Below are 23969 nucleotides of genomic sequence, written 5' to 3'. Positions count from 1 at the left end.
TTCAAAGAATAAGCAATTCATTGAAAATATTTGTATCTTTGCTAGAGAAATCATTGAATATGTTCTAGCATTTGCCCTAATTTACAATTTGACTTTAGATAGAAAAATTTAGGTCACAAGCCTTTTAAGGAACAATTATGGCTGATATACGGATTACAGGCAGAATGGTTAATTTTACCCGATTAACCTTCGATACTAATGATCATGATGCCATCCGCCAGCAATTAACATCAATGATGAGCGAAACCTCTTATCAAGGGGCTTTGGTCATTATTGATACTACAGTTGAACAAGAGCTTATTGCATTGATTCAATTGATTATCAGCTTAGACTTACAGCCAATGGCTGTGATTGATGGTTTGTTGGGTGATCAAGCCAGAGCAATTCAGTTCCCTGTTTTGCCTGCCGATCGCCCTTTACAGCGCATTAAACCCACCAAAGAACAAGTGGTTGAAACACCTGTAAAGCAGCCTGACGAACCAGCAAAAACTGCAACAGTGAATACGCCTAAAACATTAAGTCATGCAACCTCATATCATGATGAAATTTTAAGAACGGGACAATGTATTGTTCAAGATCACGGCGATGTCATCTTGAATGCCGGAATCAATAGTGGTTCAGAAGTCATTGCTTCAGGAAATATACATATCTATGGCAGTGTTCGTGGTAGAGTCATCGCTGGTGCAGGTGGGAATACCACTGCAAGAATTTTTTGTCATTCATTAGAAGCCGAATTGGTTTCTATAGCAGGAACTTATTGTGTAGCAGATGACATTCCACAAGATGTGATTAAAAAAGCTGTACAAATTTACTTGAATGATCAGCAAGAGCTAGTATTTGAAGCTTTGCAATTTTAAGGTATAAATTAAACACCATATAAAACTCGTTCAATCGAGTAAATGACCATAACAGGAGTGGATTCGGTGGCCAAAATTGTTGTCGTTACATCAGGCAAAGGTGGCGTAGGTAAAACTACGACGAGTGCATCTTTTGCAACAGGATTAGCCCTACGTGGTCATAAAACTGTTGTTATTGATTTCGATGTAGGGTTGCGTAATCTTGATTTGATTATGGGCTGTGAACGTCGTGTCGTTTATGACTTTGTCAATGTCATCAATAACGAAGCGCGCTTACAACAAGCCTTGATTCGTGATAAAGATATTGAAAACTTATATATATTACCTGCATCACAAACGCGTGATAAAGATGCCCTAAGTGATGATGGTGTCGCACGTGTGATTGATGAACTTTCTCAAGAGTTCGATTACATTATTTGTGACTCACCTGCCGGGATTGAACGTGGTGCGATTTTAGCCATGTATCATGCAGATGAAGCCATTATTGTGACCAACCCTGAGATTTCTTCTGTTCGAGATTCTGACCGTATTATTGGGATGCTCGACAGCAAAACGAAAAAAGTTGAAAACAACGAAGGACGTGTTCGTAAACATTTATGTATCACACGTTTTAACCCTGAACGTGCCGATAAACAAGAAATGTTGACCATTGACGATATTTCTAAAGATATCTTACGTGTTCCTACTCTTGGTGTTATTCCAGAGTGCCCGAGTGTGCTTCAGGCATCGAATGAAGGTAAACCTGTCATTCTTTATCAAGAAGCTTCTGCTGGGCAAGCGTATGATGATTTAGTTGCTCGTTTCTTGGGTGAAGAACGTCCTTATCGTCATATTACAGTGAAACCTAAGGGTTGGTTAGCACGATTATTTGGAGCGTAGAAATGGCAGGATTTTGGAGTAAACTTTTTAGCAACGATGACAAACCATCTAGCGCCCAAACTGCTAAAGATCGCTTAAAAGTTATTGTTGCTTCTGAAAATGGTTTGGGCAAACGCCTGAGCCAAGACAAGATTGATCAGATGAAAAAAGAAATCATGCAAGTGGTCAATCGTTATGTACGTGGTGTGGATGAACAGCACATTCAGATGCAAGTTCGTTCAGAAGCCAACATTGAAATGTTGGAAATGAATATCAATTTACCTGAAGAACGATAATTTCATTATTGATTAGTCAAGTGAATTGATTCAGGGCAAAATATGTTGCGGAGTTAGAAAAGCACTGCTTTTACTCTTGCCGGATATTTTGCCCTTTTTATTTTAGATTTTATTCAGCTAAATATTGTATTTATCTTTATTAGCGTAAATATCAATAGCTTTTATATAATGCTGCAAACTAAGATAATCGATTAGATTTAGATTTTTTGAGGAGATGCTGTTATGGCACTTTCACAGCCAGCAACGTTCAATGAAGAATGGTCAGACGAGCGTGTTTTTGCCTATTTAGATCAACTTCCTCCTGAAGGGATCAACACAGATTTCCATGTGTTGTATCATGCTTTTAAACACATGCGCCCTTTTGACTATGAACGCTTGCTGACGAAGTTTGTTGCTGAGGGTCGTGACATCAATGCAACCAATCCTGAAGGTCAGCGTATTCATGATGTGATTGCTGAATACCCGCGTCAAAAAGAAGGTTTCTTGGCAGTTTTGGCAAAGTTTGCTTAAACATGATCAAGAAATGATGACTCGGTTTTGAAAAAACTTAGACTTATTTTTATACAAATGCTCAATGAATATTATTGGGCATTTTTTATTTTTCTTGATCCTAGCATTCCTCTGAATCAGTTAAATTGGTATGACCTCAAGTGAATTCCATTTGGTCAAAAATTTTATATAAGACTCAGGTTGAAAATAATATGGCTTTTGGTTTTCCGCTCTGTCAATTGCACCTGACTTTGCTATCATGGTTGGTGGCATGGATATATCTTTTCGACCAGAGCAAAAACAAAGCAACACTTCGTTTGCAGCGCAAGTTTTAGAACTCCCCAGGAAAAGCAAAGCATCGTCAAGGCAAAATCGATCAAAACTTTTCTCAAAATATGAGGCTGTTAAAATGCCCTGTCTATATGAGACAAGCTTTACATAATGATATTAATTGGTTTAACTTATTTTGACCTTTGATATGACAAAACCAAAGCAACAAATCCATCATTGGGTATTCATTTTTTGTGTTATTCATAAATATTGATTAAGTTCTGACACAAAAGCAGCATAAAAGTTAAGCTGCTTTTGTGTCGTTATTCACCCCAATATCAATCCGTTGTTGAAATAAAAGCATAGAACTATTTAAAACATTTACCTATTTGCTTTATAGATATGTTTTGAAAGATCTCACTTACCATCAGGCATAAAAAAACCCAGCTTGCGCTGGGTTTTTCGAATCCATTCTAAGCTTAGTGCGCTGCGAATTGGTTCATCGTGTTTTTAGCATCGTCATGCGCTTTAAGTGCATTGTCACCAGAGAAGATTTCTTTGTGATCATCACCGATGTCAGAACCAGCCATTGCTTGGTGTTTAACACAAGCGATACCACCGCGGATTTCTTTACGCTGTACGCCAGCAACATACGCCAACATACCTTCAGAACCGAAGTAACCTTGTGCAAGCTCATGAGTAGAAAGCGCAGCAGTGTGGTAAGTCGGAAGTGTGATCAAGTGATGGAACACACCTGCTTCACGAGAAGCATCTGCTTGGAAAGTACGGATTTTCGCATCAGCATCAGCAGCTAATTCAGTGTTGTCATACTCAGCGCTCATTAATTTAGCACGGTCGTAAGCAGAAACGTCTTTACCTTCAGCAACCCAACGGTCGTAAGCTTGTTGACGGAAGTTTAATGTCCAGTTGAATGATGGGCTGTTGTTATAAACCAGCTTCGCATTTGGAACAGTTTCACGTACACGATTCACCATGTGAGCAATTTCTTCAACGTTTGGAGTCGCTGTTTCGATCCAAAGAAGATCTGCACCATTTTGTAAGCTAGACACACAGTCAAGTACAACACGGTCAATTTGAGTGCCTTCACGGAATTGATACAAGCCAGAAGCAAGACGCTTAGGACGGTGTAATTTACCATCACGTTTGATCAAGATTTCATCTTCTTGAGCATCTGCAATATCAATTTCTTGAGTATCTAAGTAGCTGATGTATTGAGAAGCGATATCGCCTGGCTCTTTAACCACTGGGATTTTTTGAGTCAAGTCAGCGCCTTCAGAGTCAGTACGTGCAACGATGATACCGTCATCAAGACCCATTTCTAAGAATGCATAACGTAATGCATGGATTTTAGCAATGAAGTCTTCGTGCGGAACTGTTACTTTACCAGCTTGGTGACCACATTGTTTTGCATCAGATACTTGGTTTTCGATTTGAAGCGCACAAGCACCAGCTTCAATCATTTTACGAGCAAGCAAATAAGTTGCTTCTTCGTTACCGAAACCAGCATCGATGTCCGCAATGATTGGCACAACGTGAGTTTGGAAACCGTCGATTTGCGCAGTAATTTCAGCAGCTTTAGCAGTATCACCCGCTTCATTTGCTTTTTTAAGTGCACGGAATAAATCGTTTAGTTCTTTCGCATCAGCTTGACGCAAGAATGTGTAGATCTCTTCGATCAATGCGGGTACAGACGTTTTTTCGTGCATAGATTGGTCAGGAAGAGGACCGAATTCTGAACGAAGTGCAGCAACCATCCAACCAGAAAGGTAGATATAACGTTTGCTTGTCGTACCGAAATATTTTTTGTTCGCGATCATTTTTTGTTGCGCGATGAAACCATGCCAGCAACCTAATGATTGAGTATATTTGCTAGAATCAGCATCATATTCAGCCATATCACGACGCATGATCGCAGCTGTATATTTAGCGATATCTAAACCAGTTTTGAATTGGTTTTGCATTTGCATACGCGCAGCATCTTCTGGGCTAATATCGCGCCAAGTGCTTCCGAATTTTGCTTTTAATTCACGGATTGCATCAATCGCTGTTTGGTATGTAGTCATGATATGTTCCTGTAATAATATTAGGATTTCATCAATCGAAGAGCCAAATCCACTCGCTATTTGATTGTTCAGATTTAGAACACTTCGTTGTTATGGACTTAGCTTAGATTGACTGCCCTAATTAATCCAATATTCTAGGTTAATTTTCGGTATTTATTTAAAAAATATATAGATCAAAGTCGTATTATAATTATGTAATAATTCTTTAAGTATTTATTTTTAAATTAGTTTTAAATTATATTAATTAAACTTTTTTGACTAATAATCCGTCAAAATGGTTGTTTTATATTTATTAGACTTAAGTCTCAACGAGTTAAAAATACACTTGATCTTATTTTTTTTGATGTAAAAATAGACAAAACATTGAACTTATCATGGCTTAAATGAGTACCAGGTCTGCTGCTTGAAAAGCACATCTCTCATTCCCCAATACGCTATATTGTATAATCTCAAAAAAGATTCTTTGTGTTTTTAAAAGTGTTTGACCCATTAAACAGAAATACACTTACAAATTCCATAATAAGTACCATCTGTTGGTGTTTTTTCATCTACTTTTTACACAAATGCATTTCCTTATGGCATAATCACATGTGATTTCTAAATTTTATTTTCGGTATTTTTTTTATGAATCTGGAGCGGGTCGATCTAAACCTCTTAATTTACCTTGACGTTCTTTTACGTGAAAAAAATGTGACTCGTGCAGCAGAACAGCTGGGTGTAACGCAACCAGCAATGAGTAATATTTTACGTCGTCTCCGTAACTTATTTAATGATCCACTTTTGATTCGCTCATCCGAGGGTATGACACCAACAGAACGTGCGCTTGAATTACAACCGCGTATCCGTGATGCACTCTCGGACTTGTCGATGATTTTGGAGCCACGTACTGAGTTTAGACCATATACCAGTAATCGGGTCTTCCGTATCATGACTTCAGACTATGCCGAAGCAACTTTAGTTCCTCGTCTGGTCAAAGCACTACGCTCAGAAGCCCCGAACGTTGTTCTCGACTTTCTTACCCCAAGTGACGTGTCTTATCGAGATATGGAACAAGGCAAAGTCGATTTGGCAATCAACCGCTTCAATGAGATTCCACAAAGCTTTCACCAAGTTCTGGTGTGGCGCGACAGCTTTTCTTGCCTACTTAACAACAAACATCCAGCGTCAAGCAACCTAAATCTTAAAAGCTATTTAGATGCACAGCACATTTGGGTTTCAAAAACAGGGATGGGGGTTGGATTTGGTGTAAACCCTGAAAAACAAGCCGGATTAGGTTGGATTGATCAAGCTTTAGAACGTATTGGTCAAAAACGTAAAATTTCAGTCTTTACCCGTCATTATCAAATGCCTGCATTATTGGCATCCAATGTCGATTTGATTGCAACCTTACCTACACGCATTGCGCGCTTACAGGCGAAAAGCCAGAACTTATTAATCAAAGATCCTCCATTTTATATTCCAGAGTTTGAATTAAAAATGGCGTGGTGTCCTTTACTGCACCATCATCCTGCCCACCGTTGGTTACGTCAACTGATTCTCTATGTTGCACGTCAAATGATTGAAGAAGAAAATCGTGAATTCATGCAGAATAATTCACATTTTTCTCAATATTAAGATAATTTTTCTTAAATTCTTATCATTTCAAGCTTATACTCATTTTAAATCGGTAGTGATTAATCACTACCGCCCTTTTTTGTGTTAACTTATTATGTATTCATAACCTCTCATAATAATGATGATCCACAGGTGGATTCGTGAGCCTCTTCCAGAATATCCTAGTTATTGTCGTACTCATTGCAGGAGCTGGTTTTTTATCTTTAACTGAAATCGCACTTGCAGGTGCGCGTAAAGTTAAACTCAAAATTCTTGCCGAATCTGGCGATGAACGTGCACAAAAAGTCCTAGACTTGCAGCAAAACTCAGCCGATTTCTTTGCTGCCTCCCAAATTGGGTTAAATGCGGTCGCTATTCTAGGTGGTATTTTAGGTGAAGGCGCATTTCGCCCTTATTTTTTCGAATTCGTTGCTCGTTTTTATGTGGGTCCTTGGGCTGAAACCATCAGTTTTGCACTGTCCTTTACTTTAGTGACCTCGCTATTTATTCTTTTTGCAGACTTAATGCCAAAACGCATGGCAATGATCGCACCTGAAAAAATTGCAGTTGCAGTCATCAATCCGATTCAAGTTTTTATTATAGTCTGTAAACCTTTGGCTTGGTTTATTAATGCTGTTGCAAACTTACTGTTCCGTCTGTTTAAAGTGAATACCACCCGCGAAGACAACATTACTTTCGATGATATTTCAGCAGTAATGGATGCAGGTGCACAGGCAGGTGTATTGCAAAAACAAGAACATCATTTTATTGAGAATGTATTTGAACTTGAAGAGCGTAATGTACCCTCAAGTATGACACCACGTGAAAATGTGGTGTTTTTTACATTAAAAGAACCAGAAGAAAGCATTCGCCAAAAATTAGCTGAATATCCCTATTCAAAGTTTTTAGTTTGTAATGAAACGATTGACCAAGTCATTGGCTATGTCGATGCCAAAGATATATTGGTACGTATTCTCAACAATCAAAAAATCAATCAATTGAACGAATCCACCATCCGTACTGTATTGAGCATCCCGGACACCTTGACACTGTCTGAATTACTTGATCGTTTTAGATCAAGTAAAGAAAAATTTGCTGTGGTGTTCAACGAATATGCCCTGGTGGTTGGTGTCATAACCCTTTCTGACATTATGATTACGGTCATGGGAGATTGGGTAACACCTATGGAAGAAGATCAGCAGATTATCAAACGCGATAATAATTCCTGGCTGATTGATGGCAGTACACCGATTGAAGACATGAAACATGCTCTTGAAATTGATGAAATGCCTGATGAAGATAATTATGAAACCCTGGCAGGTTTTATGATGTACCAGTTAAGAAAAATTCCGAAACCTGCAGATACCGTTATTTATGGCGGTTATAAATTTGAAGTGGTGGATGTCGACCATTTTAAGATTGACCAACTTTTGGTGACCCGTTTGCTTGAAAAAGCAGAAGCACAACTTCCTGAAGAAAGTCCATCTTAGTTAGCCGTTTATTTTTTCAATCAAAGCTCAAGTCTATTTACTGAGCTTTGATTGCAGTTTATTGCTCTTAATCACAAAATTTCACTACTTTTATGATATTACCATCACAATTATTCATAATATTTTAAAATATGAAAATTAACATGAATTCATCTATTAAAATAGTTTTCAAAATAAAAACATATAAATCAATATTTTAAATTTTATAACCATTTTGGTGCAAAAAAATATTTAAATTTTAACTATCTGTTTTAAATACTCTATTTTTTAAAAAAATAGTTACTCATTTAATATTTCTACAAATATATTTAAATTTAACCAAATAACTATTAGCATGCTTTTGCTTAAAAAACTAAAAGACTTCTGTATTAAAAGTCTCATTCAAGGATTGAACTATGCTAACCGTATTAGGTTTAGGCATGATTTTATGCTTTATGTATTTAATCATGTCCAGACGAATGACTGCACTTGCTGCACTCACACTTATCCCAATTCTATTCGCACTTATCGCTTACGGTCTTGGCTTCTACGTGGACAGTCTAGGGCATATTGAAATCAAAGAACTTGGCGAAATGATGTTGGAGGGCGTTAAAAAGCTTGCCCCTACTGGCGTTATGCTGTTATTTGCCATCCTCTACTTTGCCATCATGATTGATACAGGTCTGTTTGATCCTTCAGTCAAATTCATCTTAAGACTGGTTAAAGGTGATCCGTTAAAAGTTGTAATTGGGACGATTACTTTGACTTTAATCGTGTCTTTAGACGGTGATGGCTCAACCACCTATATGATCTGTGTAGCCGCAATGCTTCCGCTCTATAAACGACTGGGTATGAGTCCACTCATCATGGCTTGTTTAATGATGCTTGCAAGTGGAATTATGAATCTTACTCCATGGGGTGGTCCAACTGCCCGTGCTGCCAGTGCATTGCATGTCGAAGCAAGTGATATCTTTGTGCCGATGGTCTTACCGATGCTGATCGCCATTGTTTGGTTATACTTCGTTGGCTTTATGTATGGTCGTATGGAACGTAAGCGTTTGGGGATCATTGAACTTGATGTCAGCCATGGTGATAACATTCAGATTTCAACCAACCCTGAAGCGAATCGTGCACATTTAAGATGGTTTAATGGTTTATTAACTGTCGTGTTGATGATCTGTTTGGTAAAAGGCGTTCTGCCTTTACCCATTCTATTTATGATTGCCCTGTGTATTGCACTCGTTGTGAACTATAAAGATGTCGATATGCAGAAATCTTTAGTCGCTCATCATGCCGGTAGTGCGCTGAATGTTGTGGGTATCATTTTCGCGGCAGGGATCTTTACTGGTATCTTGACAGGGACGGGCATGGTTGATGCCATGTCTAAAGAATTGGTTGCGATTATTCCGCAAAGTATGGGACCATTTTTGGCACCGATTACCGCTGTAATCAGTATGCCGTTGACCTTCTTTATGTCAAATGATGCATTTTATTATGGTGTTTTACCTATTCTTTCTGAAGCTGCAAGCCACTATGGAATTACACCTGTAGAAATGGCACGTGCTTCAATTGTGGGGCAGCCTGTACATTTACTTTCTCCACTGGTGCCATCAACTTATTTGTTATGTGGACTGGCAGGAATTGAATTTGGGCAACACCAAAAATTTACGATTAAATGGGCAATTCTCACCTGCCTGGTCATGTTGGTTGCAGCAATGCTACTTGGTGTCTTCCCATTATATTCATCTATGCACTGATCAAAAATATTCTCACTAAAATACACAAAAGCCGATATAAATATCGGCTTTTTTCAACTCAAATAATCAATAAAGACAATCTAGTGTGAACTGTTCATCAGGCTGAAGCTACAACTTTCAACAGAGATAAGGGGTGACCACAATTAGGGATGAATTAATACATCGAGTAATGCTTGGTAGTGAATTGAAATATCATCTTCTAAAACTTTATAAGCACTATCAAATTGTACCATTGGCCATCCTTCTTTCCAGAATGGGAAAATATTGTGCAGATCATGGGTTACAATTGCATCTTCGCGAACAATTGCCTGTGCGACTTGTGACAGCACTTGAGCTGTCTCGGCACCATCAATCGCCAAATAATCAATGCCTTTGGCTTTTAAAATTCGGATACGGTCTTTTTTATAACGGATTTTCTTTGCTTGTGCTTCATTCAGATTTAAAGCTAATGTTACTGCTTCAACAAATTTATCCTCAAAGCTCTGATTTAACGCAACCAACGCCTGTTTATGTGCTTCTTGACGCCCCGCTTTTCCGCCCTCACGAATGATTTTTTTTGCATCAACATTCAATTCATCCGATTTCATCGACTGAAGAATGTCTAAAATTTCAATATCACTTAATGATGCAGAAGAATCTGTCATGGGAGTCCTAAAAAACAAAATAAATAGAATCCCTATTTTCGCATAATTTTAAAATTAAAACAGAGTTAATGTTCAAGGCTGAACCATAGAAAATTGGCTTGAGAATATCCATCTACCAATCATCACAAATATGTCTATATTTAAAATTTCAATCGGATCTTGAGATATCCTTTAGATCTCCCCCTTTTACAGTGGGTGGATTTTCTTCAGTCTGCCTGTGATTTCTAATAATCATTTTTTTTCATTAAAGGTACTTATTTAAATTTAAAGGATAATCATCTGCTCACAAATTTATGCTTTTCTCTATGCTTTTTTTTTGCTATTGATTTGATAACGCAATAAAAAATAGTGGACCTTATGAAAGCTGTTGCCTATAAAAAACCGTTAGCAATTACAGAACCCCAGGTTTTTTCCGACATTGAAATCGATATCCCAGTCGCAACTGGTCACGACCTATTAATTGAAGTCAAAGCGATTTCAATTAATCCGGTCGATATTAAAATGCGCCAACGTACCTCACCTGAGAATGAAACATGGAAAATTCTGGGACATGATGCAGTCGGAATTGTCAAAGCCATCGGTGACCAAGTACAAAACTTTAAAGTCGGTGATGAAGTATTTTATGCCGGTTCTAACCAAAGACAAGGTTCTTATGCAGAATATCAATTGGTCGATGAACGAATCGTAGGTTTAAAACCTCAATCGATCAGCAATGCTGAAGCTGCCGCTCTACCTTTAACGTCATTAACCGCCTATGAAATGCTATTTGACCGTTTAAAAATTCAAGATACCAAGCAAGAAAAACCCGTCATTTTAGTGATTGGTGCAGCAGGCGGTGTGGGATCAATTACTGTCCAATTGCTCAAAGTGTTGACTGAATTTACAGTGATTGCCACTGCATCTCGACCAGAAACTAAAGCATGGCTACAGGAGATTGGCGCGGATTTTATCGTAGATCACAGTCAGCCCTTAGAACAACAAATTTTAGACCTTAATATTGGTTCGCCGCATTATGTATTTTCAATCAATGGCACTGGACGTTATACACAGCAAATTGCCAATCTTATTGCACCACAAGGGCATTTTGGTCTGATTGATGATCCTGAGAGTTTTGTTATTCATCCTTTTAAAATCAAATCAGTCTCTATTCATTGGGAATCTATGTTTACCCGATCTACGTTTCAGACCAAAGACATGACACGACAAGGCGATATTCTCAATAAAATTTCCAAATTAATTGATGACCATAGGATTAAAACGACCTTGGGTCAAAACTTGGGAACCATCAATGTGGAGCATGTAATTCAAGCGCACAGAATGATTGAGTCAGGACAAAGCATTGGAAAAATCGTTTTGGAAGGCTTTTGATTTTTCTGGATCATATTGATTTTTATAGATCGCTTAAATCCACATGTACGGATTTAAGCGATACTATTCATTTACATTTAAAACATCAAAGAGACTAAAATCATGATAATCACGGCATGATTTTAAATGACTTCTACTACAACTTTACCTATATGCTCACCGGTATCCATAGAGGCATGCGCAGCTTGGATTTGATCAAACTTAAATGTCTTATAAACCATTGGCAGACATTCACCTTTTTCCCAAAGAGGCGCCACATGCGTCATTAAACCACGAGCAATTTCTGCTTTTTCGGCTGTATTGCGTGCGCGCATAGTCGAACCTGTGATGGTAAGGCGCTTCATCATGATTTGTCCAAGTTTTACATCTTTGGCTTTTGCACCACCAAGAAAAGCGATATAGACCAAACGTCCGTCTCTACGCAGCAAGTTTAAATTTTGTTCCAGATAAGGCGCCCCAACCATATCAAGAATAATATCAACTCCTGCATTTTCAGTCTTTTCCAGAATAACTTTTTCAAAATCTTCAGTTTTATAGTTGATCGCATCAGTTAAATGCGCAATCGCGCCAACTTTTTCATCAGAGCCGACGGTAGCAAAGCTTTTCAAACCTAGAGATTGAGCTAGCATTAAGGCTGTAGTACCAATACCGCTGGCCCCCCCATGTACCAGAAGTGTTTCACCCGCTTTGGCGTGTGCCATTTGAAACACATTCGCCCAAACGGTAAAAAAAGTTTCAGGGATTGCAGCGGCTTGCACAAAACTCACCGCATTAGGAATCGTGATGGTTTGAGATTCTGGTACAACACAATACTCCGCATAGCCACCACCATTGGTCAATCCACAAACCTTATCCCCAATGTTGAATAACCTCACATCTTCCCCTATAGCAACGACCTCACCGGCAACCTCTAGTCCAGGTACAGGTGTCACACCTTTTGGCATTGGATATAAGCCCTGTCTTTGCAAAATATCGGGGCGATTAATCCCAAACGCATGAACCTTGATCAGGACTTCATCTGCTTTAGGTTGTGGAACTGCCACATGTTCATACGCGAGCTTTTCTACGCCGCCCGGCTCTGTAATAATGACCTGTTGCATAGACTTTGTAGCCATATTTTTCTTTCCTGATCCATGAATTTAACGATTTTGGATATTTGAACATAAACCCGAAGATCTGCAAATATTTCTTCACGAAGGTCTATAAAGAATAGGCTTAAAATTCATTAGAAAAAGTAAAAAAACTTCTTATTAAAAATTTATCATTTAATACTTGATTCAAACTCTAATTTTGATATGTTCAAACTAATCATAGTGAATATGATTAAGCATTAATCAATAAAGCGCCATAAAAATAATTTCAAAGTATATTGTCAAGGAGACGATAAATATGCGAATCAATAAAGTACTCATCGCAATGATGTCCATTTATCTTCCAAGCTCTGCACTTTACGCAGCAGCACTAGATAGATCAGGACAGTCTATGTCGGCATTTTTACAGCCAGATAATTATTTTGAAGCAGGTATCTCTGTTTTAGATCCCACTGTAGAAGGACGTGAAGCTGATACATCGGAAACCCGTAGACATATCTCAAATATGGGAGATGACTATTACTTTCCTTCCGCAGCAATCAAGTTACAAGTCACTGACAATGTTTCATTCGGTTTGTTATATGACCAACCGTTTGGAGCGGATGCTGCATATAGTGGAAATAATGTTTTTGTATCTTCGCCAAATGATACGGTGCTACCACAAGCTCGCTTAAGTGCAATTCGTGCCAGTACAATTGATGCGACATTTAAAGGACTGGTCAGTGCAGGACAAGCTGATCCGACCAAAGGCGTAGTTGCTACGGCTCTCAAAGCTCAAAACCCCAATATAGACTTCTCTACCACCGCTGGGTCACTGCTACTAAATAGTACGATTGCTGCATATAACGCCAATCCCACAATTAAAGCAGGAATTGATGCCGCAGTACAAAATGGGATTACTAACCGAGTGGACCAGGGAATTGCAGCAGCGAATGCCAGTCTTGGTAAAGGCAACACCAAAGTAGAAGTTGATTCTCAAAACTTATCGATGGTTTTTGGTTTCCAACCAAATAAAAACTTCAATATTTACGGTGGTGGCGTGTATCAAACTGTAAAAGGCTCAGTAAGTCTACGTGGTCAGGCCTATAGCTTATATAATGGTTATGATAGCAAAATTAAAGAAACCAGCGGTGTGGGTTGGTTAGCTGGTCTAGCTTTCCAAATTCCTGAAATTGCGTTAAAAGCATCCGTTACTTATCGTTCTGAAATTGATCATGATACCGATGTACAAGAAAGTATTTCAGCATTAGGTGCACTGGCTTTACTTCCTGGTGGACCAGCTGCAATCAATAAAATCCAGAATACCAGCGGAAAAACGCGTATTACCACCCCTCAATCAGTGAACTTGGACTTCCAAACAGGAATCATGGCAAATACGGTGGCTTTTGCAAATCTACGCTGGGTAAACTGGAAAGATTTTTCCATTCGTCCAGTTAAGTTTGGCGCAGTTTCCGAAGCAATTGGGCCTTTAGTGGGTAAACCAAACGGTTTTAACCTTGTAGAATACTCTGATGATCAATATACAGTCACTGCCGGTATTGGTCGTAAACTGAATGAGCAATGGGCTGGAAATGTTTCCGTTGGCTGGGATTCAGGTGCAGGTAATCCTGTTACAACTCTAGGTCCAACTGAAGGTTACTGGAACCTTGGCTTAGGTGTTCAATATAGCCCTACGCCTTCAACATTTATTGCTGGCGGTGTGAAATATTTCTGGTTAGGCGATGCTAAGGCGCAAACCGGTGCTCAAGCAGGTAGCAATGATTACGTTGCTGGGTTTAAAGACAACAATGCAATCGCCTATGGTTTAAAAATGGGTTATCGCTTCTAAGCAACTTAATTTTTACCAAGCATGTAACTGCGCAAGCTTTACATGCTTTTTTATTGGCTAAATTTTCGACATCTTAAGCCGTTGGCTATTTTTTATTTGCTATCTTAATTTTACCCTGATAATATTCAATCTAAATTTATTTTACCCAGATAAAATCCCATAGGTTTTAAAATGAAAATTGAAGCAAGCTACACTGCCTTTATCGGTCATCGTCAATTAATTAATGATACGCTACTCAATGTTGCCCTCATGATTAAGCAACAAGGCACTCTCTCTACACCTGTTCTGATTTTTAATGACCAGACAGGTCAACAGATTGATGTCAATATCATGGGTTCTGAACTTGATCTACAACAGCGTTATGGCGAGCCAGAAGTCACCAAGAAAGTGGGACGACCAAAGTTGGGGGTCATTTCTCGTGAAATCACCTTGCAGCAAAAACATTGGAATTGGTTAGATCAGCAAAACTCGAGCGCGTCTGCGGTTATTCGAAAATTGATTGATCAGGAACTCAATAATCCAAATTCTGAAAGTAATAAAATGATGGTAAAACAAGCCATAGATCGCTTTATGTCTGCCATGTCGGCCAATATTCCTCATTATGAAGAAGCCACTCGTGCTTTGTATCGCAACAATCAGGAAAGCTTTATTGCTTTAATTGACAATTGCCCTGAAGATATCAAGACATATTTGCTGAAAAAATCAAATGAGGCATTTTAAGGAAAATTTCCTTAAACAGGCTGAAATGTTCTAAGTCTATTGGACAAGCACATTTTTTATAGCTTATTTTTTGTATTGTCTGCATACAACGGCTTGTTATCTCTACTTTGCTGAATCATCACAGGCTTGTTTTAAGCGTTGCATTGCCATCGGGTCCAGAGGTGCTGTCATCATCGCATGGTAGTTTTGACATGCTTTGGACGGCTCCTGTATTTTTGGCTGGTTTGAAGCACAGGCTGTGCATAGAAAAACGATAGCAACAAGGAAAAATAGTTTCATTTTATCACCTGCAATTAAATTTTAACTTGAATTAAAACTAAATTTTATTGTGTTTACTGTAGTTACTCTGTTTTTATTCAATTTCAACCATGTGCTGATATAGTGATCACACTCATCTGATTGCAGTTTAAATAAAATATTCAAATATTTTTAACAATACTAACCCTAAATAAAGCTGATTGATTGATTACTCCCAATGAATACAAGTGGATGTTCTGAATAAAGCTTGTTCTATGGATTTTATATACCCTTTGTTTATCATTATTTCAAAAAAGAAACCCGCCAGATAGCGGGTTTCTTTATAAATATTCAAACCGTTAGAGACGAACTAATTCGACAATTTTTTCTGCCAATTCTTCAACGGCCTCTTGAGCAAATACAACATCTGCACCCTGCTCAACATCAGTCACAACCACCACGCCTGTTTGACGAAGTAGGCTGACTTGATCGCTTGATAGCCCCGCTTTTGCAATCGCAACAACACCTTGCTGAATCAGCAAGCTTTCAAGTGCTTGAGCTTTTTCAAGGGTTTGGGTAGCTACGGCAACAACAGCAGGCTTTTGGCCTAAACGTGCGGCACGAGCTTCAGCAGTCACAGGTTCATTATGCGCAGTCCATTCAACTGCTGCTTCAACCATTCCGGCACCAACAGTCACATTGCTTAACCGATCAATGAAAATAAATGAACCTGTATAACGACTGTCATGATAACGATCAAATACCACAGGCGCATCAAACTCAATCGTCACATCAGCTATCGCATTTAAATCAAGCTGTTCAACTTGAATTTTTTCCAAAGTATTCACATTGGTACGATAGTTAATTTTTGCAACTTTCGCAGGAATCGTTTGTGTACCAAATTTCACATTATAAAGTTTGCCCAGAACTAAAGGCTGGTCAGTCATCCATACGACTGTAGCACGGGCAGAACGTGAAATGAGTGGTTGCTCGCCTGCTTTGACCAAGACATTACCACGAGAGATATCAATTTCATCATTCAAGGTCAAAGTCACTGCTTGACCAGCAATGGCATGTGCTAAGTTGCCATCAAAAGTGACAATTTCTTTCACTGTTGATTTCTTGCCGGAAGGTAAAGCCACGATTTCATCGCCAACTTTCACTTCCCCCAATGCGATGGTACCGCAAAAACCACGGAAGTCGAGGTTGGGACGATTGACATATTGCACTGGGAAGCGGAATTCATGTTTACTGACGTCATGGCTAATTTCAACCGTTTCCAACGTTTCCATCAAGGTTTGACCTTGATACCACGGCGTATTCGGCGATTTGTTCACAACATTATCACCGTTCAATGCTGAAATTGGCGAAAAGATGATATTGGCAGGTTTACGCTCACCCAATTGATTAACAAAATTATTGTACTCAATTTGAATTTCATTGAAACGTGCTTCAGAAAACTCAACCAAGTCCATTTTGTTAATCGCAACCACAATATTACGAATCCCTAAAAGGCTTGCAATAAAAGTATGACGGCGAGTTTGTGTTTGTACGCCATAGCGTGCATCAATCAAAATGATCGCAAGGTCAGCAGTCGATGCACCTGTAGCCATGTTACGTGTGTATTGTTCATGCCCGGGTGTATCGGCAATGATAAACTTACGTTTTTCAGTTGAGAAATAACGATAAGCGACATCAATGGTAATCCCCTGCTCACGTTCCGCTTGTAAACCATCAACAAGCAGAGCCAAGTCTGGAGCATCGCCCGTTGTGCCTACTTTTTTAGAGTCACGTGTCACGGCTTGTAATTGATCTTCATAAATCAATTTTGAATCGTAAAGTAAACGTCCAATAAGCGTTGATTTACCATCGTCCACATTACCGCACGTTAAAAAACGCAGTAAGTCTTTATTTTCATGTTGTTTTAAATATGCCAAGATATCTTGACTGATCAATTCTGATTGATGAGACATTGCTTAAAGCTCCACAATATTTTGAAATCGGTTGCTATATCTTTAAATCCTCCTAAGTCCTCCGTTTTCTTGCTGGAGTCCCCCTCTTTTATTTTATAAACAGGGGGGTTAGGGGGAGATTCATGTAAAAATACTTAGAAATAGCCTTCTTGCTTTTTCTTCTCCATTGAACCGGCCTCATCATGATCAATCATACGACCTTGACGCTCTGAGCTCGTCGCTAGAAGCATTTCTTGAATGATTTCAGGCAATGTTGTTGCAGTTGATTCAACCGCACCAGTTAATGGATAACAGCCTAAAGTACGGAAACGTACCGATTTCATTTGTGGAACTTCACCTTCTTTTAAGCGCATACGCTCATCATCCACCATGATCAGCGTACCACTACGTTCAACCACTGGACGTTCAGCAGCCAAATATAAAGGCACCAAAGGAATACTTTCCTGATAGATATATTGCCAAATGTCCAACTCTGTCCAGTTTGACAATGGGAATACACGAATACTTTCGCCTTTGTTGACTTTACCGTTATAAAGATTCCAAAGTTCTGGGCGTTGGTTTTTAGGATCCCAGCGATGTTTTGAATCACGGAAAGAATAAACACGTTCTTTAGCACGTGACTTTTCTTCATCACGACGCGCTCCGCCAAATGCAGCATCAAACTGATATTTATCCAAAGCCTGTTTTAAACCTTGGGTTTTCATAATATCGGTATATTTTGAACTGCCATAATCAAATGGGTTTACGCCAGCGTCTTTACCTTCTTTGTTTTGATGCACGATCAGATCAAAACCGTGTTCTTTTGCCATGTTGTCACGGAATTTGATCATATCCTTAAACTTCCAGCCTGTGTCGACATGCAACAGTGGAAAAGGAAGTTTTGCCGGATAAAATGCTTTTAAAGCAAGATGCAGCATCACAGCTGAGTCTTTACCAATTGAGTAAAGCATCACTGGATTTTCAAACTCAGCAGCAACTTCACGGATAATATGAATACTCTCAGCTTCAAGCTGTTTAAGATGAGTAAGTCTTTCCTCAGATATAGGCATTGACAGCACCAGCTCACAAAAACGTGTACTTATTACACATATTAAAATTTATATTCATTATAGTGATTTACAAGCTAACCCTTTTGCTTGTTTTTTTATATTCATATATAAAAACGTCATAAGCAAAAAATATGAGATCGCGATGTCCACACAAATTATTGCCCTAGAAGAACTTCATTTTGAGCAATGGCTTTCCCTTTGGCAGGATTATTTAACTTTTTATAATACACATTTGAATGATGAACAAATAAGATTATCTTGGAAGCGAATCACAAATCCAGATCAAACGGATATGTTTGGCTTTGCCATCAAGATAGGTGGTCAGGTGGTTGGCTTTGTACATTTGATTTCCCATCCAAGCATGTGGACGAATTTGCCCTATTGCTATTTACAGGATCTTTTCATCAAAGAACAATTTAGAAATCAAGGTCTAGCAGCGCAACTAATTAAGCATTGTTATCAGATCTGTACTGGAAGATTTGATCGCATCTATTGGCTGACTCAAGAATCCAATAGCACGGCTCAATATTTATATGATCGCATCGCGTCTAAAACAGGGTTTATTCAATATAAAAAAGCGTTAACATGATCAGCGCATTGATATTGATAAAACACTTAAATTTGTCTTAGATTTTATAGCTTAAATGAACGTTTTTGATTTAGATCAATGATCAAGAAATACCTTTAACTTGAGGTCTCATCATCAAACAATATCTCCCCCAAATTAGGAAGATATCGTTTGAATAGAAGGCAACTTAATGACCAAATAATGCTTTATCCAAAGGAATTTCAATACCGACCGAAGCCCCAGCATCATTCCCATGTACATCCGAATCGCTGACCCAGCCGTTGATTTTTAAAGGCATGGTCGGCTTAATATAATGTGTCCATGTTAAATCCAAAGCTTTGATCTTATCCTGTTCTGGGAAAGCTAAATTGATTTGTTTGTCAGCAAATAAACTCGCTGATTGATTCACTTTGGCATAGAGTACACGTCCAGACAAACGGTTCATAACATCAAAGCGAATGTTACCGCCTACAGAAACCATTTCACCATCCCCACCCATCGCATGCCCCAGTGGGAAACCTTGCTGATAGTAACCGTCTTTGTACACATGGTGGGCATAAGAAATACCTAAAGGATCATCATTTGTTGTAGTATCCGCCCATTCAACATAAAGTTGGTAGGGCAAATTTTTAAAGCTTGATGAGTAATCAGCACCCGCTAAATACATCTTCTTAGAAGGCAGCATTCCTGCTTCATCTTCACCAATATACTGCCCATAAAAACTTACAGGAACATTTAATAAGGATTGAAGATTTAAACGGGCATCAAAACCTGCAAGTTGGTTTGATGGATTCCCAACACCTGTACAGGTACTATCTGCACATTCATTATCTTTACCGATAAATGCGTTCCAATATGCTTTAGCACTACCAGGTTGCCCTTCCCCATCAATTTGAAAAGCACGTGATGCGCCCAACTCTAAATAAGGTAAAGGTTGTGTAGTTAATCGAATTCCTAGTAATCGTGTATCAGGCACAGCTTTATAGTCATCTAGCTGTCCAGCAAATGCTTGATATTGCCAAGGTCCAATCCAAGACAGCCATTTAGATTCAAACGCTTTTTGTTCAGCGCGTTGCGCTGTAAACCCATAGACTGGACGGCTGGCATCACCACGAATCAAACTTCCATCATGCCCAGGTCCCCAATATGTTGGGATTTGACCAGCAATGACCCATTGATTCCATAACTTTCCTGCAATGTATGAACCTTCAACATTGACATCACGACGATTATCAATTTGAGGATCCTTTTCTCCATTCACACGTAGTTTGGCATCCCAGTTTTCACCACCTGCATTAAACTCAAGTGAACCCACATACTGGGCCTTTTGACTGTCACCAAATGCCTGTGGAATATTTTTCTGATCTGTTTCTGCAAATAGCCCCAGTTTTACTGTTTGGTTATCCGCTTTTAATGCATTTTGAATTGAATCAATGACTTTTTGTTGTGTATTGTTGGAAATCTTCGCTTGAGACAACGCACGTTGAATTTCATCACCACTCATTGGCCAGGTTGAAGTGCTGATTTGAATCACACCTTGTTGATTTAACCAGTTTAAATCTGTACGGATATCTTCATTATTTAATACAATTCCCTGAGCCAAAACAGGTAAAGACATTCCAAATAATACAGCAGCATACAGGGCTTTTCTTAAATACATGCTCATTTTTCTCAAGTGTGATTTACTGCCACACCATAGTTATTCTAAAAATTTTTTTCAATGGTGAAATTGTGTTATTCACATTGCAAAAACTCATGCAGCATTAAAAAAAGTGTACCGAAGTACACTTTTTGAGATTTTAGATTTCAATGCTGATCATATCAATATTCATGTTTGAACGAATCAATAAGACTGATCTTAATTAAATACTTTTAACAATAACCAGAACAGTCCGCCGGATAAACAAATGGTTGCGGGTAAGGTAAAGATCCAAGCTGAAAGAATCGTTTTAACCGTCGCAAAATTCAAACCCGATTTGTTGGCAACCATCGTTCCTGCAACCGCACTATTGAGTACATGTGTTGTTGATACAGGCAAACCAAAACCATCCGCAGCTGCAATAGTGGACATTGCGACAAGTTCAGCAGACATCCCTTGACCATAGGTCATATGATGCTTACCAATACGTTCTCCCACAGTCACCACAATACGCTTCCAACCCACCATCGTACCCAAACCCAAAGCCAAGGCAACAGCAACTTTCACCCAATTTGGAATATACTGTAGGAATGAATCGAGATTTTTACGATAATCTTTCACAACCTTAGCTTGAGCTTCATCCATTTTTGGAAGCTGATCTGCTTTTTCCAAACGTTTAAATGCTGTTGTGCTTAAATACATATCATTGCGTAAAGAAGAGACTTCAGCTTCAGGAATATCCTGAAGATTCCCAAACTTTCCAACACGCTCACCCAAATGATCAGTCAAACTTGCCAAAGCAGGTACCACAGCAGTATTCATTTCTTTGGTTTGAATAAACTTAGTGATCGTTGCACGTGCTTGCTCATCAGGAATATCAGCATGTTCGGCATAAATCGCTGTCGCAGTTTGACCAGACAATTGTGAAAATGACTGTAAATGCTGTTGATCCAGACCACGGTTTAAAGAATAAGCCAAAGGCACAATCCCAATCAAAATCAGCATGATAAGTCCCATACCTTTTTGACCATCATTTGAGCCATGTGCAAAACTTACACCCGTACAGGTAAAAATAAGAATCGCACGAATCAAAGGTGGCGGTGGCTTATTGCCTTCGGGTGGCTGGAATAGTTCAAGTTGCTTTTTAAATAACTTTTTAACAATCAGGAACACCACTGCTGCAAAAGCAAAGCCAATTAAAGGAGAAAACAACAATGCTTTCCCAACTTTAATGACCTGATCCATGTCTACACCACTTGCACCACTGGATGCATGCAAAATGTAGTTCATGATCCCCACACCTAAAATTGAACCAATCAAGGTATGAGAACTCGATGCAGGAATACCCAAAAACCAAGTGCCTAAATTCCAAAGAATCGCAGCAATCAGCATGGCAAATACCATCGCAAAACCAGCACCACTCCCCACATTCATGATTAATTCAACAGGAAGCAATGCAATGATTCCGTAAGCAACAGCACCACTTGCGACCATTACCCCAAGGAAATTACAAAAACCAGCCCACATCACCGCAACTGGTGCAGGCAAAGCATTGGTATAAATGACTGTAGCTACAGCATTGGCGGTATCATGGAAACCGTTTACAAATTCAAAGCCTAAGGCAATGAATAAAGCAGTCGCTAAAAGAATGACTGAATAAAGGCTTAAAGGTGGAACATGTGCTAAATCTGCACTAACTTGCACCCCAATATAAATCAAGGTTGCAATAATAATCGTCAGAAACACCGGCATAAAAAATTTCGGTGTAGGTACATGCACATTCGTCGATTTAGCAGCTTGAGACGATGGTGCAGAATCTGAGACGGGAGGTAAATTCGAATTCATGCAGAAGGTAAGCGAATATTAGAATGCGCTTATTGTTCAATTAAATTGTGACAATTATATGACAAATAGCTCTCCAATGAAGTGAATTTTTTACTTTCTTCACTTCATTATTTCTCAGTCCCTGCGACTTATCCAATGTTTTTATTAAATATATTCAATAATTTACACCAATTTAATAAAATTAATTTTCGCAAAATATTAGATTTCCGCCTGAAATAATATTTGTAATATTTCCGGCAAATATGACAGATGAACCCATATTTCCATCGAGTATCCATTATATTTGTGACAATTTGATGAAAAAACAGACACTCACCTCGAATTTAAAATTTGTTCTAATAGTGCTCTTTTGCCTATACGCTGTAAATGAAATGCTAAAGATTGTCCCTCATAAAAGGTATCCTGCATAATCAACGATCGATACTCTTTGAGTTGGTTCGTTAAACGATTCACAAGGTCTTCGGGACAGCATATAACGAGTTTTTTAAAAGCTTGATAAGACTCTTCAATTTTCCCCAGCCTGTAGGCGTTTAAGCACCACTCATACAATGACCAGAAATTATATATATCTTTTTGTATGAATAAGCGATTTCCTTCAGGTATCTTGATTTCACTGGCCTGTTTTGCAAAACAGTAAGCAAGTTCTTTGTGATGATTCCAACTATAACACCTAGCAGCATGATACCAACATTCGGCTCGTTGTGAATCATGCGCAATTCCCATTTGCCAATAATAATGTGCTTCTTTATAATTTTTTTGGGATTCGTAAAGTAAACCCAATTGTTCGAAACTGCAGTATTTTTCATCATACCAACCTGCTTCTAATTTAATCCGTTTTTGATACCATTCAATCGCATTATCGATTAATCCAGCATCCTTATAAGATTGTGCACAGTAAAACGCATATCGTGGTAACAAATCCGGATCATTCCCTGAAAGATAAGCTCTTTCTAACAACTCAGCATCTTTTAGATATTTATTTTTATCTAAGCTTCGACTTCCCTTACGTCCGGAAATAACAACATAATTGCCTAAAACCTCTTCCGTATTCTCATTACTTTGAGAACTTTCCAAGAACTCATGCAATACACCACGCCATTGATAACAGCCATTGTTTTTTATAATTAATTTTCTTAAATATCTTGTTGTTTTATTTTCATCAGTGAGTTGTAAATAGTAAGCATCTTTGTTTAATTCTGGGAGCTGCAAATCCCCTTCTATAACATCATCAGCATCAAAGATTAAAATATAGTCACTCTTTTTTAAGCAGCCAGCTAAAGCAAGGTTACGATTATGACTAAAATCAGTCCATTCATGTTGTAATATCTCACCAG

The 23969-nt window shown here is 38.6% G+C and carries 20 protein-coding genes; 11 read left to right on the top strand and 9 right to left on the bottom strand.

The features are described 5' to 3' along the window. The first annotated feature begins 137 nt into the window (after positions 1–137). The 4 genes from minC to IMO47_RS11205 all read left to right on the top strand — a co-directional run bounded on the left by minC (position 138) and on the right by IMO47_RS11205 (position 2521). Positions 138–857: a septum site-determining protein MinC gene (minC, locus tag IMO47_RS11220; RefSeq protein WP_196074700.1), complete on the top strand. Its 720-nt coding sequence runs from the start codon at positions 138–140 to the stop codon at positions 855–857. A gap of 66 nt (positions 858–923) precedes the next feature. Continuing rightward, positions 924–1736: a septum site-determining protein MinD gene (gene minD / locus IMO47_RS11215; protein ID WP_004722761.1), complete on the top strand. Its 813-nt coding sequence runs from the start codon at positions 924–926 to the stop codon at positions 1734–1736. Positions 1737–1738: 2 nt separating this feature from the next. Then, the gene (gene minE / locus IMO47_RS11210; protein ID WP_004722763.1) at positions 1739–2011 is read left to right on the top strand and encodes a cell division topological specificity factor MinE; all 273 of its coding nucleotides are present in this window, start codon (positions 1739–1741) and stop codon (positions 2009–2011) included. Positions 2012–2233: 222 nt separating this feature from the next. Further along, the gene (locus IMO47_RS11205) at positions 2234–2521 is read left to right on the top strand and encodes a PA4642 family protein (RefSeq protein ID WP_196074699.1); all 288 of its coding nucleotides are present in this window, start codon (positions 2234–2236) and stop codon (positions 2519–2521) included. Between the two features lie 728 nt (positions 2522–3249). Here the strand turns inward: IMO47_RS11205 and IMO47_RS11200 are convergent. Then, on the bottom strand, positions 3250–4854 hold the full coding sequence (locus IMO47_RS11200; protein WP_196074698.1) for an isocitrate lyase: 1605 nt from the start codon (positions 4852–4854) through the stop codon (positions 3250–3252). A gap of 624 nt (positions 4855–5478) precedes the next feature. Here IMO47_RS11200 and IMO47_RS11195 point away from each other — a divergent pair. The 3 genes from IMO47_RS11195 (at position 5479) to IMO47_RS11185 (ending at position 9673) form a co-directional block, all read left to right on the top strand. Next, a complete protein-coding gene (locus IMO47_RS11195) occupies positions 5479–6468 on the top strand; it encodes a LysR family transcriptional regulator (RefSeq protein ID WP_004722769.1) in 990 nt (329 codons plus the stop codon). A gap of 140 nt (positions 6469–6608) precedes the next feature. Then, the gene (locus tag IMO47_RS11190) at positions 6609–7937 is read left to right on the top strand and encodes a hemolysin family protein (protein WP_196077333.1); all 1329 of its coding nucleotides are present in this window, start codon (positions 6609–6611) and stop codon (positions 7935–7937) included. 395 nt (positions 7938–8332) lie between these two features. Beyond that, entirely contained in the window at positions 8333–9673 is a 1341-nt protein-coding gene (locus tag IMO47_RS11185) for a CitMHS family transporter (RefSeq protein ID WP_196075870.1), read from the top strand. A gap of 143 nt (positions 9674–9816) precedes the next feature. Here the strand turns inward: IMO47_RS11185 and IMO47_RS11180 are convergent, their stop codons facing one another. After that, positions 9817–10317 (bottom strand): hypothetical protein, encoded by a 501-nt coding sequence (locus IMO47_RS11180; RefSeq protein ID WP_196075869.1) that lies wholly within the window; start codon positions 10315–10317, stop codon positions 9817–9819. Positions 10318–10674: 357 nt separating this feature from the next. On the opposite strand from IMO47_RS11180, the gene IMO47_RS11175 reads away from it, so the two are divergent. After that, entirely contained in the window at positions 10675–11685 is a 1011-nt protein-coding gene (locus tag IMO47_RS11175) for a zinc-binding alcohol dehydrogenase family protein (RefSeq protein WP_196075868.1), read from the top strand. 122 nt (positions 11686–11807) lie between these two features. On the opposite strand, the gene IMO47_RS11170 is transcribed toward IMO47_RS11175, so the two are convergent. Continuing rightward, positions 11808–12800, bottom strand: coding sequence for an NAD(P)H-quinone oxidoreductase (locus IMO47_RS11170; protein ID WP_196075867.1), 993 nt, complete (start codon positions 12798–12800; stop codon positions 11808–11810). A gap of 274 nt (positions 12801–13074) precedes the next feature. Between IMO47_RS11170 and IMO47_RS11165 the strand changes: the two genes are divergently transcribed. After that, entirely contained in the window at positions 13075–14604 is a 1530-nt protein-coding gene (locus tag IMO47_RS11165; RefSeq protein WP_196075866.1) for an outer membrane protein transport protein, read from the top strand. Positions 14605–14775: 171 nt separating this feature from the next. After that, positions 14776–15324: a DUF2239 family protein gene (locus IMO47_RS11160; protein ID WP_196075865.1), complete on the top strand. Its 549-nt coding sequence runs from the start codon at positions 14776–14778 to the stop codon at positions 15322–15324. A 102-nt stretch (positions 15325–15426) separates the two neighbouring features. Here the strand turns inward: IMO47_RS11160 and IMO47_RS11155 are convergent, their stop codons facing one another. The 3 genes from IMO47_RS11155 to cysD all read right to left on the bottom strand — a co-directional run bounded on the left by IMO47_RS11155 (position 15427) and on the right by cysD (position 18577). Beyond that, positions 15427–15603: a hypothetical protein gene (locus IMO47_RS11155; protein ID WP_196075864.1), complete on the bottom strand. Its 177-nt coding sequence runs from the start codon at positions 15601–15603 to the stop codon at positions 15427–15429. Positions 15604–15920: 317 nt separating this feature from the next. After that, the gene (gene cysN, locus IMO47_RS11150; protein ID WP_196075863.1) at positions 15921–17534 is read right to left on the bottom strand and encodes a sulfate adenylyltransferase subunit CysN; all 1614 of its coding nucleotides are present in this window, start codon (positions 17532–17534) and stop codon (positions 15921–15923) included. A 134-nt stretch (positions 17535–17668) separates the two neighbouring features. Then, positions 17669–18577, bottom strand: a complete 909-nt coding sequence (gene cysD, locus IMO47_RS11145; RefSeq protein ID WP_026040334.1) for a sulfate adenylyltransferase subunit CysD — start codon at positions 18575–18577, stop codon at positions 17669–17671. A gap of 148 nt (positions 18578–18725) precedes the next feature. Between cysD and IMO47_RS11140 the strand changes: the two genes are divergently transcribed. Further along, entirely contained in the window at positions 18726–19172 is a 447-nt protein-coding gene (locus IMO47_RS11140; protein ID WP_196075862.1) for a GNAT family N-acetyltransferase, read from the top strand. A gap of 166 nt (positions 19173–19338) precedes the next feature. Here IMO47_RS11140 and IMO47_RS11135 read toward each other — a convergent pair whose 3' ends face one another. The 3 genes from IMO47_RS11135 to IMO47_RS11125 form a co-directional block, all read right to left on the bottom strand. Next, positions 19339–20811, bottom strand: coding sequence for a capsule assembly Wzi family protein (locus IMO47_RS11135; protein WP_196075871.1), 1473 nt, complete (start codon positions 20809–20811; stop codon positions 19339–19341). 198 nt (positions 20812–21009) lie between these two features. Next, the gene (locus IMO47_RS11130) at positions 21010–22635 is read right to left on the bottom strand and encodes an inorganic phosphate transporter (RefSeq protein WP_196075861.1); all 1626 of its coding nucleotides are present in this window, start codon (positions 22633–22635) and stop codon (positions 21010–21012) included. Positions 22636–22947: 312 nt separating this feature from the next. Beyond that, positions 22948–23969, bottom strand: a 1022-nt coding sequence (locus IMO47_RS11125; RefSeq protein ID WP_196075860.1) for a glycosyl transferase, incomplete at its 5' end; no start/stop codon positions are given.

The sequence above is a fragment of the Acinetobacter sp. Res13-Abat-PEC15-P4-01 genome (assembly GCF_015676285.1).
GTDB lineage: Bacteria > Pseudomonadota > Gammaproteobacteria > Pseudomonadales > Moraxellaceae > Acinetobacter > Acinetobacter nematophilus.
This window is presented reverse-complemented; position numbering and strand designations above follow the sequence as displayed.

What these genes read in the sequence shown, in the direction of transcription:
- minC (WP_196074700.1), top strand. Translation starts at nt 138, where the DNA reads ATGGCTGATATACGGATTACAGGCAGAATGGTTAATTTTACCCGATTA.
- minE (WP_004722763.1), top strand. Translation starts at nt 1,739, where the DNA reads ATGGCAGGATTTTGGAGTAAACTTTTTAGCAACGATGACAAACCATCT.
- IMO47_RS11205 (WP_196074699.1), top strand. Translation starts at nt 2,234, where the DNA reads ATGGCACTTTCACAGCCAGCAACGTTCAATGAAGAATGGTCAGACGAG.
- IMO47_RS11200 (WP_196074698.1), bottom strand. Translation starts at nt 4,854, where the DNA reads ATGACTACATACCAAACAGCGATTGATGCAATCCGTGAATTAAAAGCA.
- IMO47_RS11195 (WP_004722769.1), top strand. Translation starts at nt 5,479, where the DNA reads ATGAATCTGGAGCGGGTCGATCTAAACCTCTTAATTTACCTTGACGTT.
- IMO47_RS11185 (WP_196075870.1), top strand. Translation starts at nt 8,333, where the DNA reads ATGCTAACCGTATTAGGTTTAGGCATGATTTTATGCTTTATGTATTTA.
- IMO47_RS11180 (WP_196075869.1), bottom strand. Translation starts at nt 10,317, where the DNA reads ATGACAGATTCTTCTGCATCATTAAGTGATATTGAAATTTTAGACATT.
- IMO47_RS11175 (WP_196075868.1), top strand. Translation starts at nt 10,675, where the DNA reads ATGAAAGCTGTTGCCTATAAAAAACCGTTAGCAATTACAGAACCCCAG.
- IMO47_RS11170 (WP_196075867.1), bottom strand. Translation starts at nt 12,800, where the DNA reads ATGGCTACAAAGTCTATGCAACAGGTCATTATTACAGAGCCGGGCGGC.
- IMO47_RS11165 (WP_196075866.1), top strand. Translation starts at nt 13,075, where the DNA reads ATGCGAATCAATAAAGTACTCATCGCAATGATGTCCATTTATCTTCCA.
- IMO47_RS11160 (WP_196075865.1), top strand. Translation starts at nt 14,776, where the DNA reads ATGAAAATTGAAGCAAGCTACACTGCCTTTATCGGTCATCGTCAATTA.
- IMO47_RS11155 (WP_196075864.1), bottom strand. Translation starts at nt 15,603, where the DNA reads ATGAAACTATTTTTCCTTGTTGCTATCGTTTTTCTATGCACAGCCTGT.
- cysN (WP_196075863.1), bottom strand. Translation starts at nt 17,534, where the DNA reads ATGTCTCATCAATCAGAATTGATCAGTCAAGATATCTTGGCATATTTA.
- IMO47_RS11140 (WP_196075862.1), top strand. Translation starts at nt 18,726, where the DNA reads ATGTCCACACAAATTATTGCCCTAGAAGAACTTCATTTTGAGCAATGG.
- IMO47_RS11135 (WP_196075871.1), bottom strand. Translation starts at nt 20,811, where the DNA reads ATGTATTTAAGAAAAGCCCTGTATGCTGCTGTATTATTTGGAATGTCT.
- IMO47_RS11130 (WP_196075861.1), bottom strand. Translation starts at nt 22,635, where the DNA reads ATGAATTCGAATTTACCTCCCGTCTCAGATTCTGCACCATCGTCTCAA.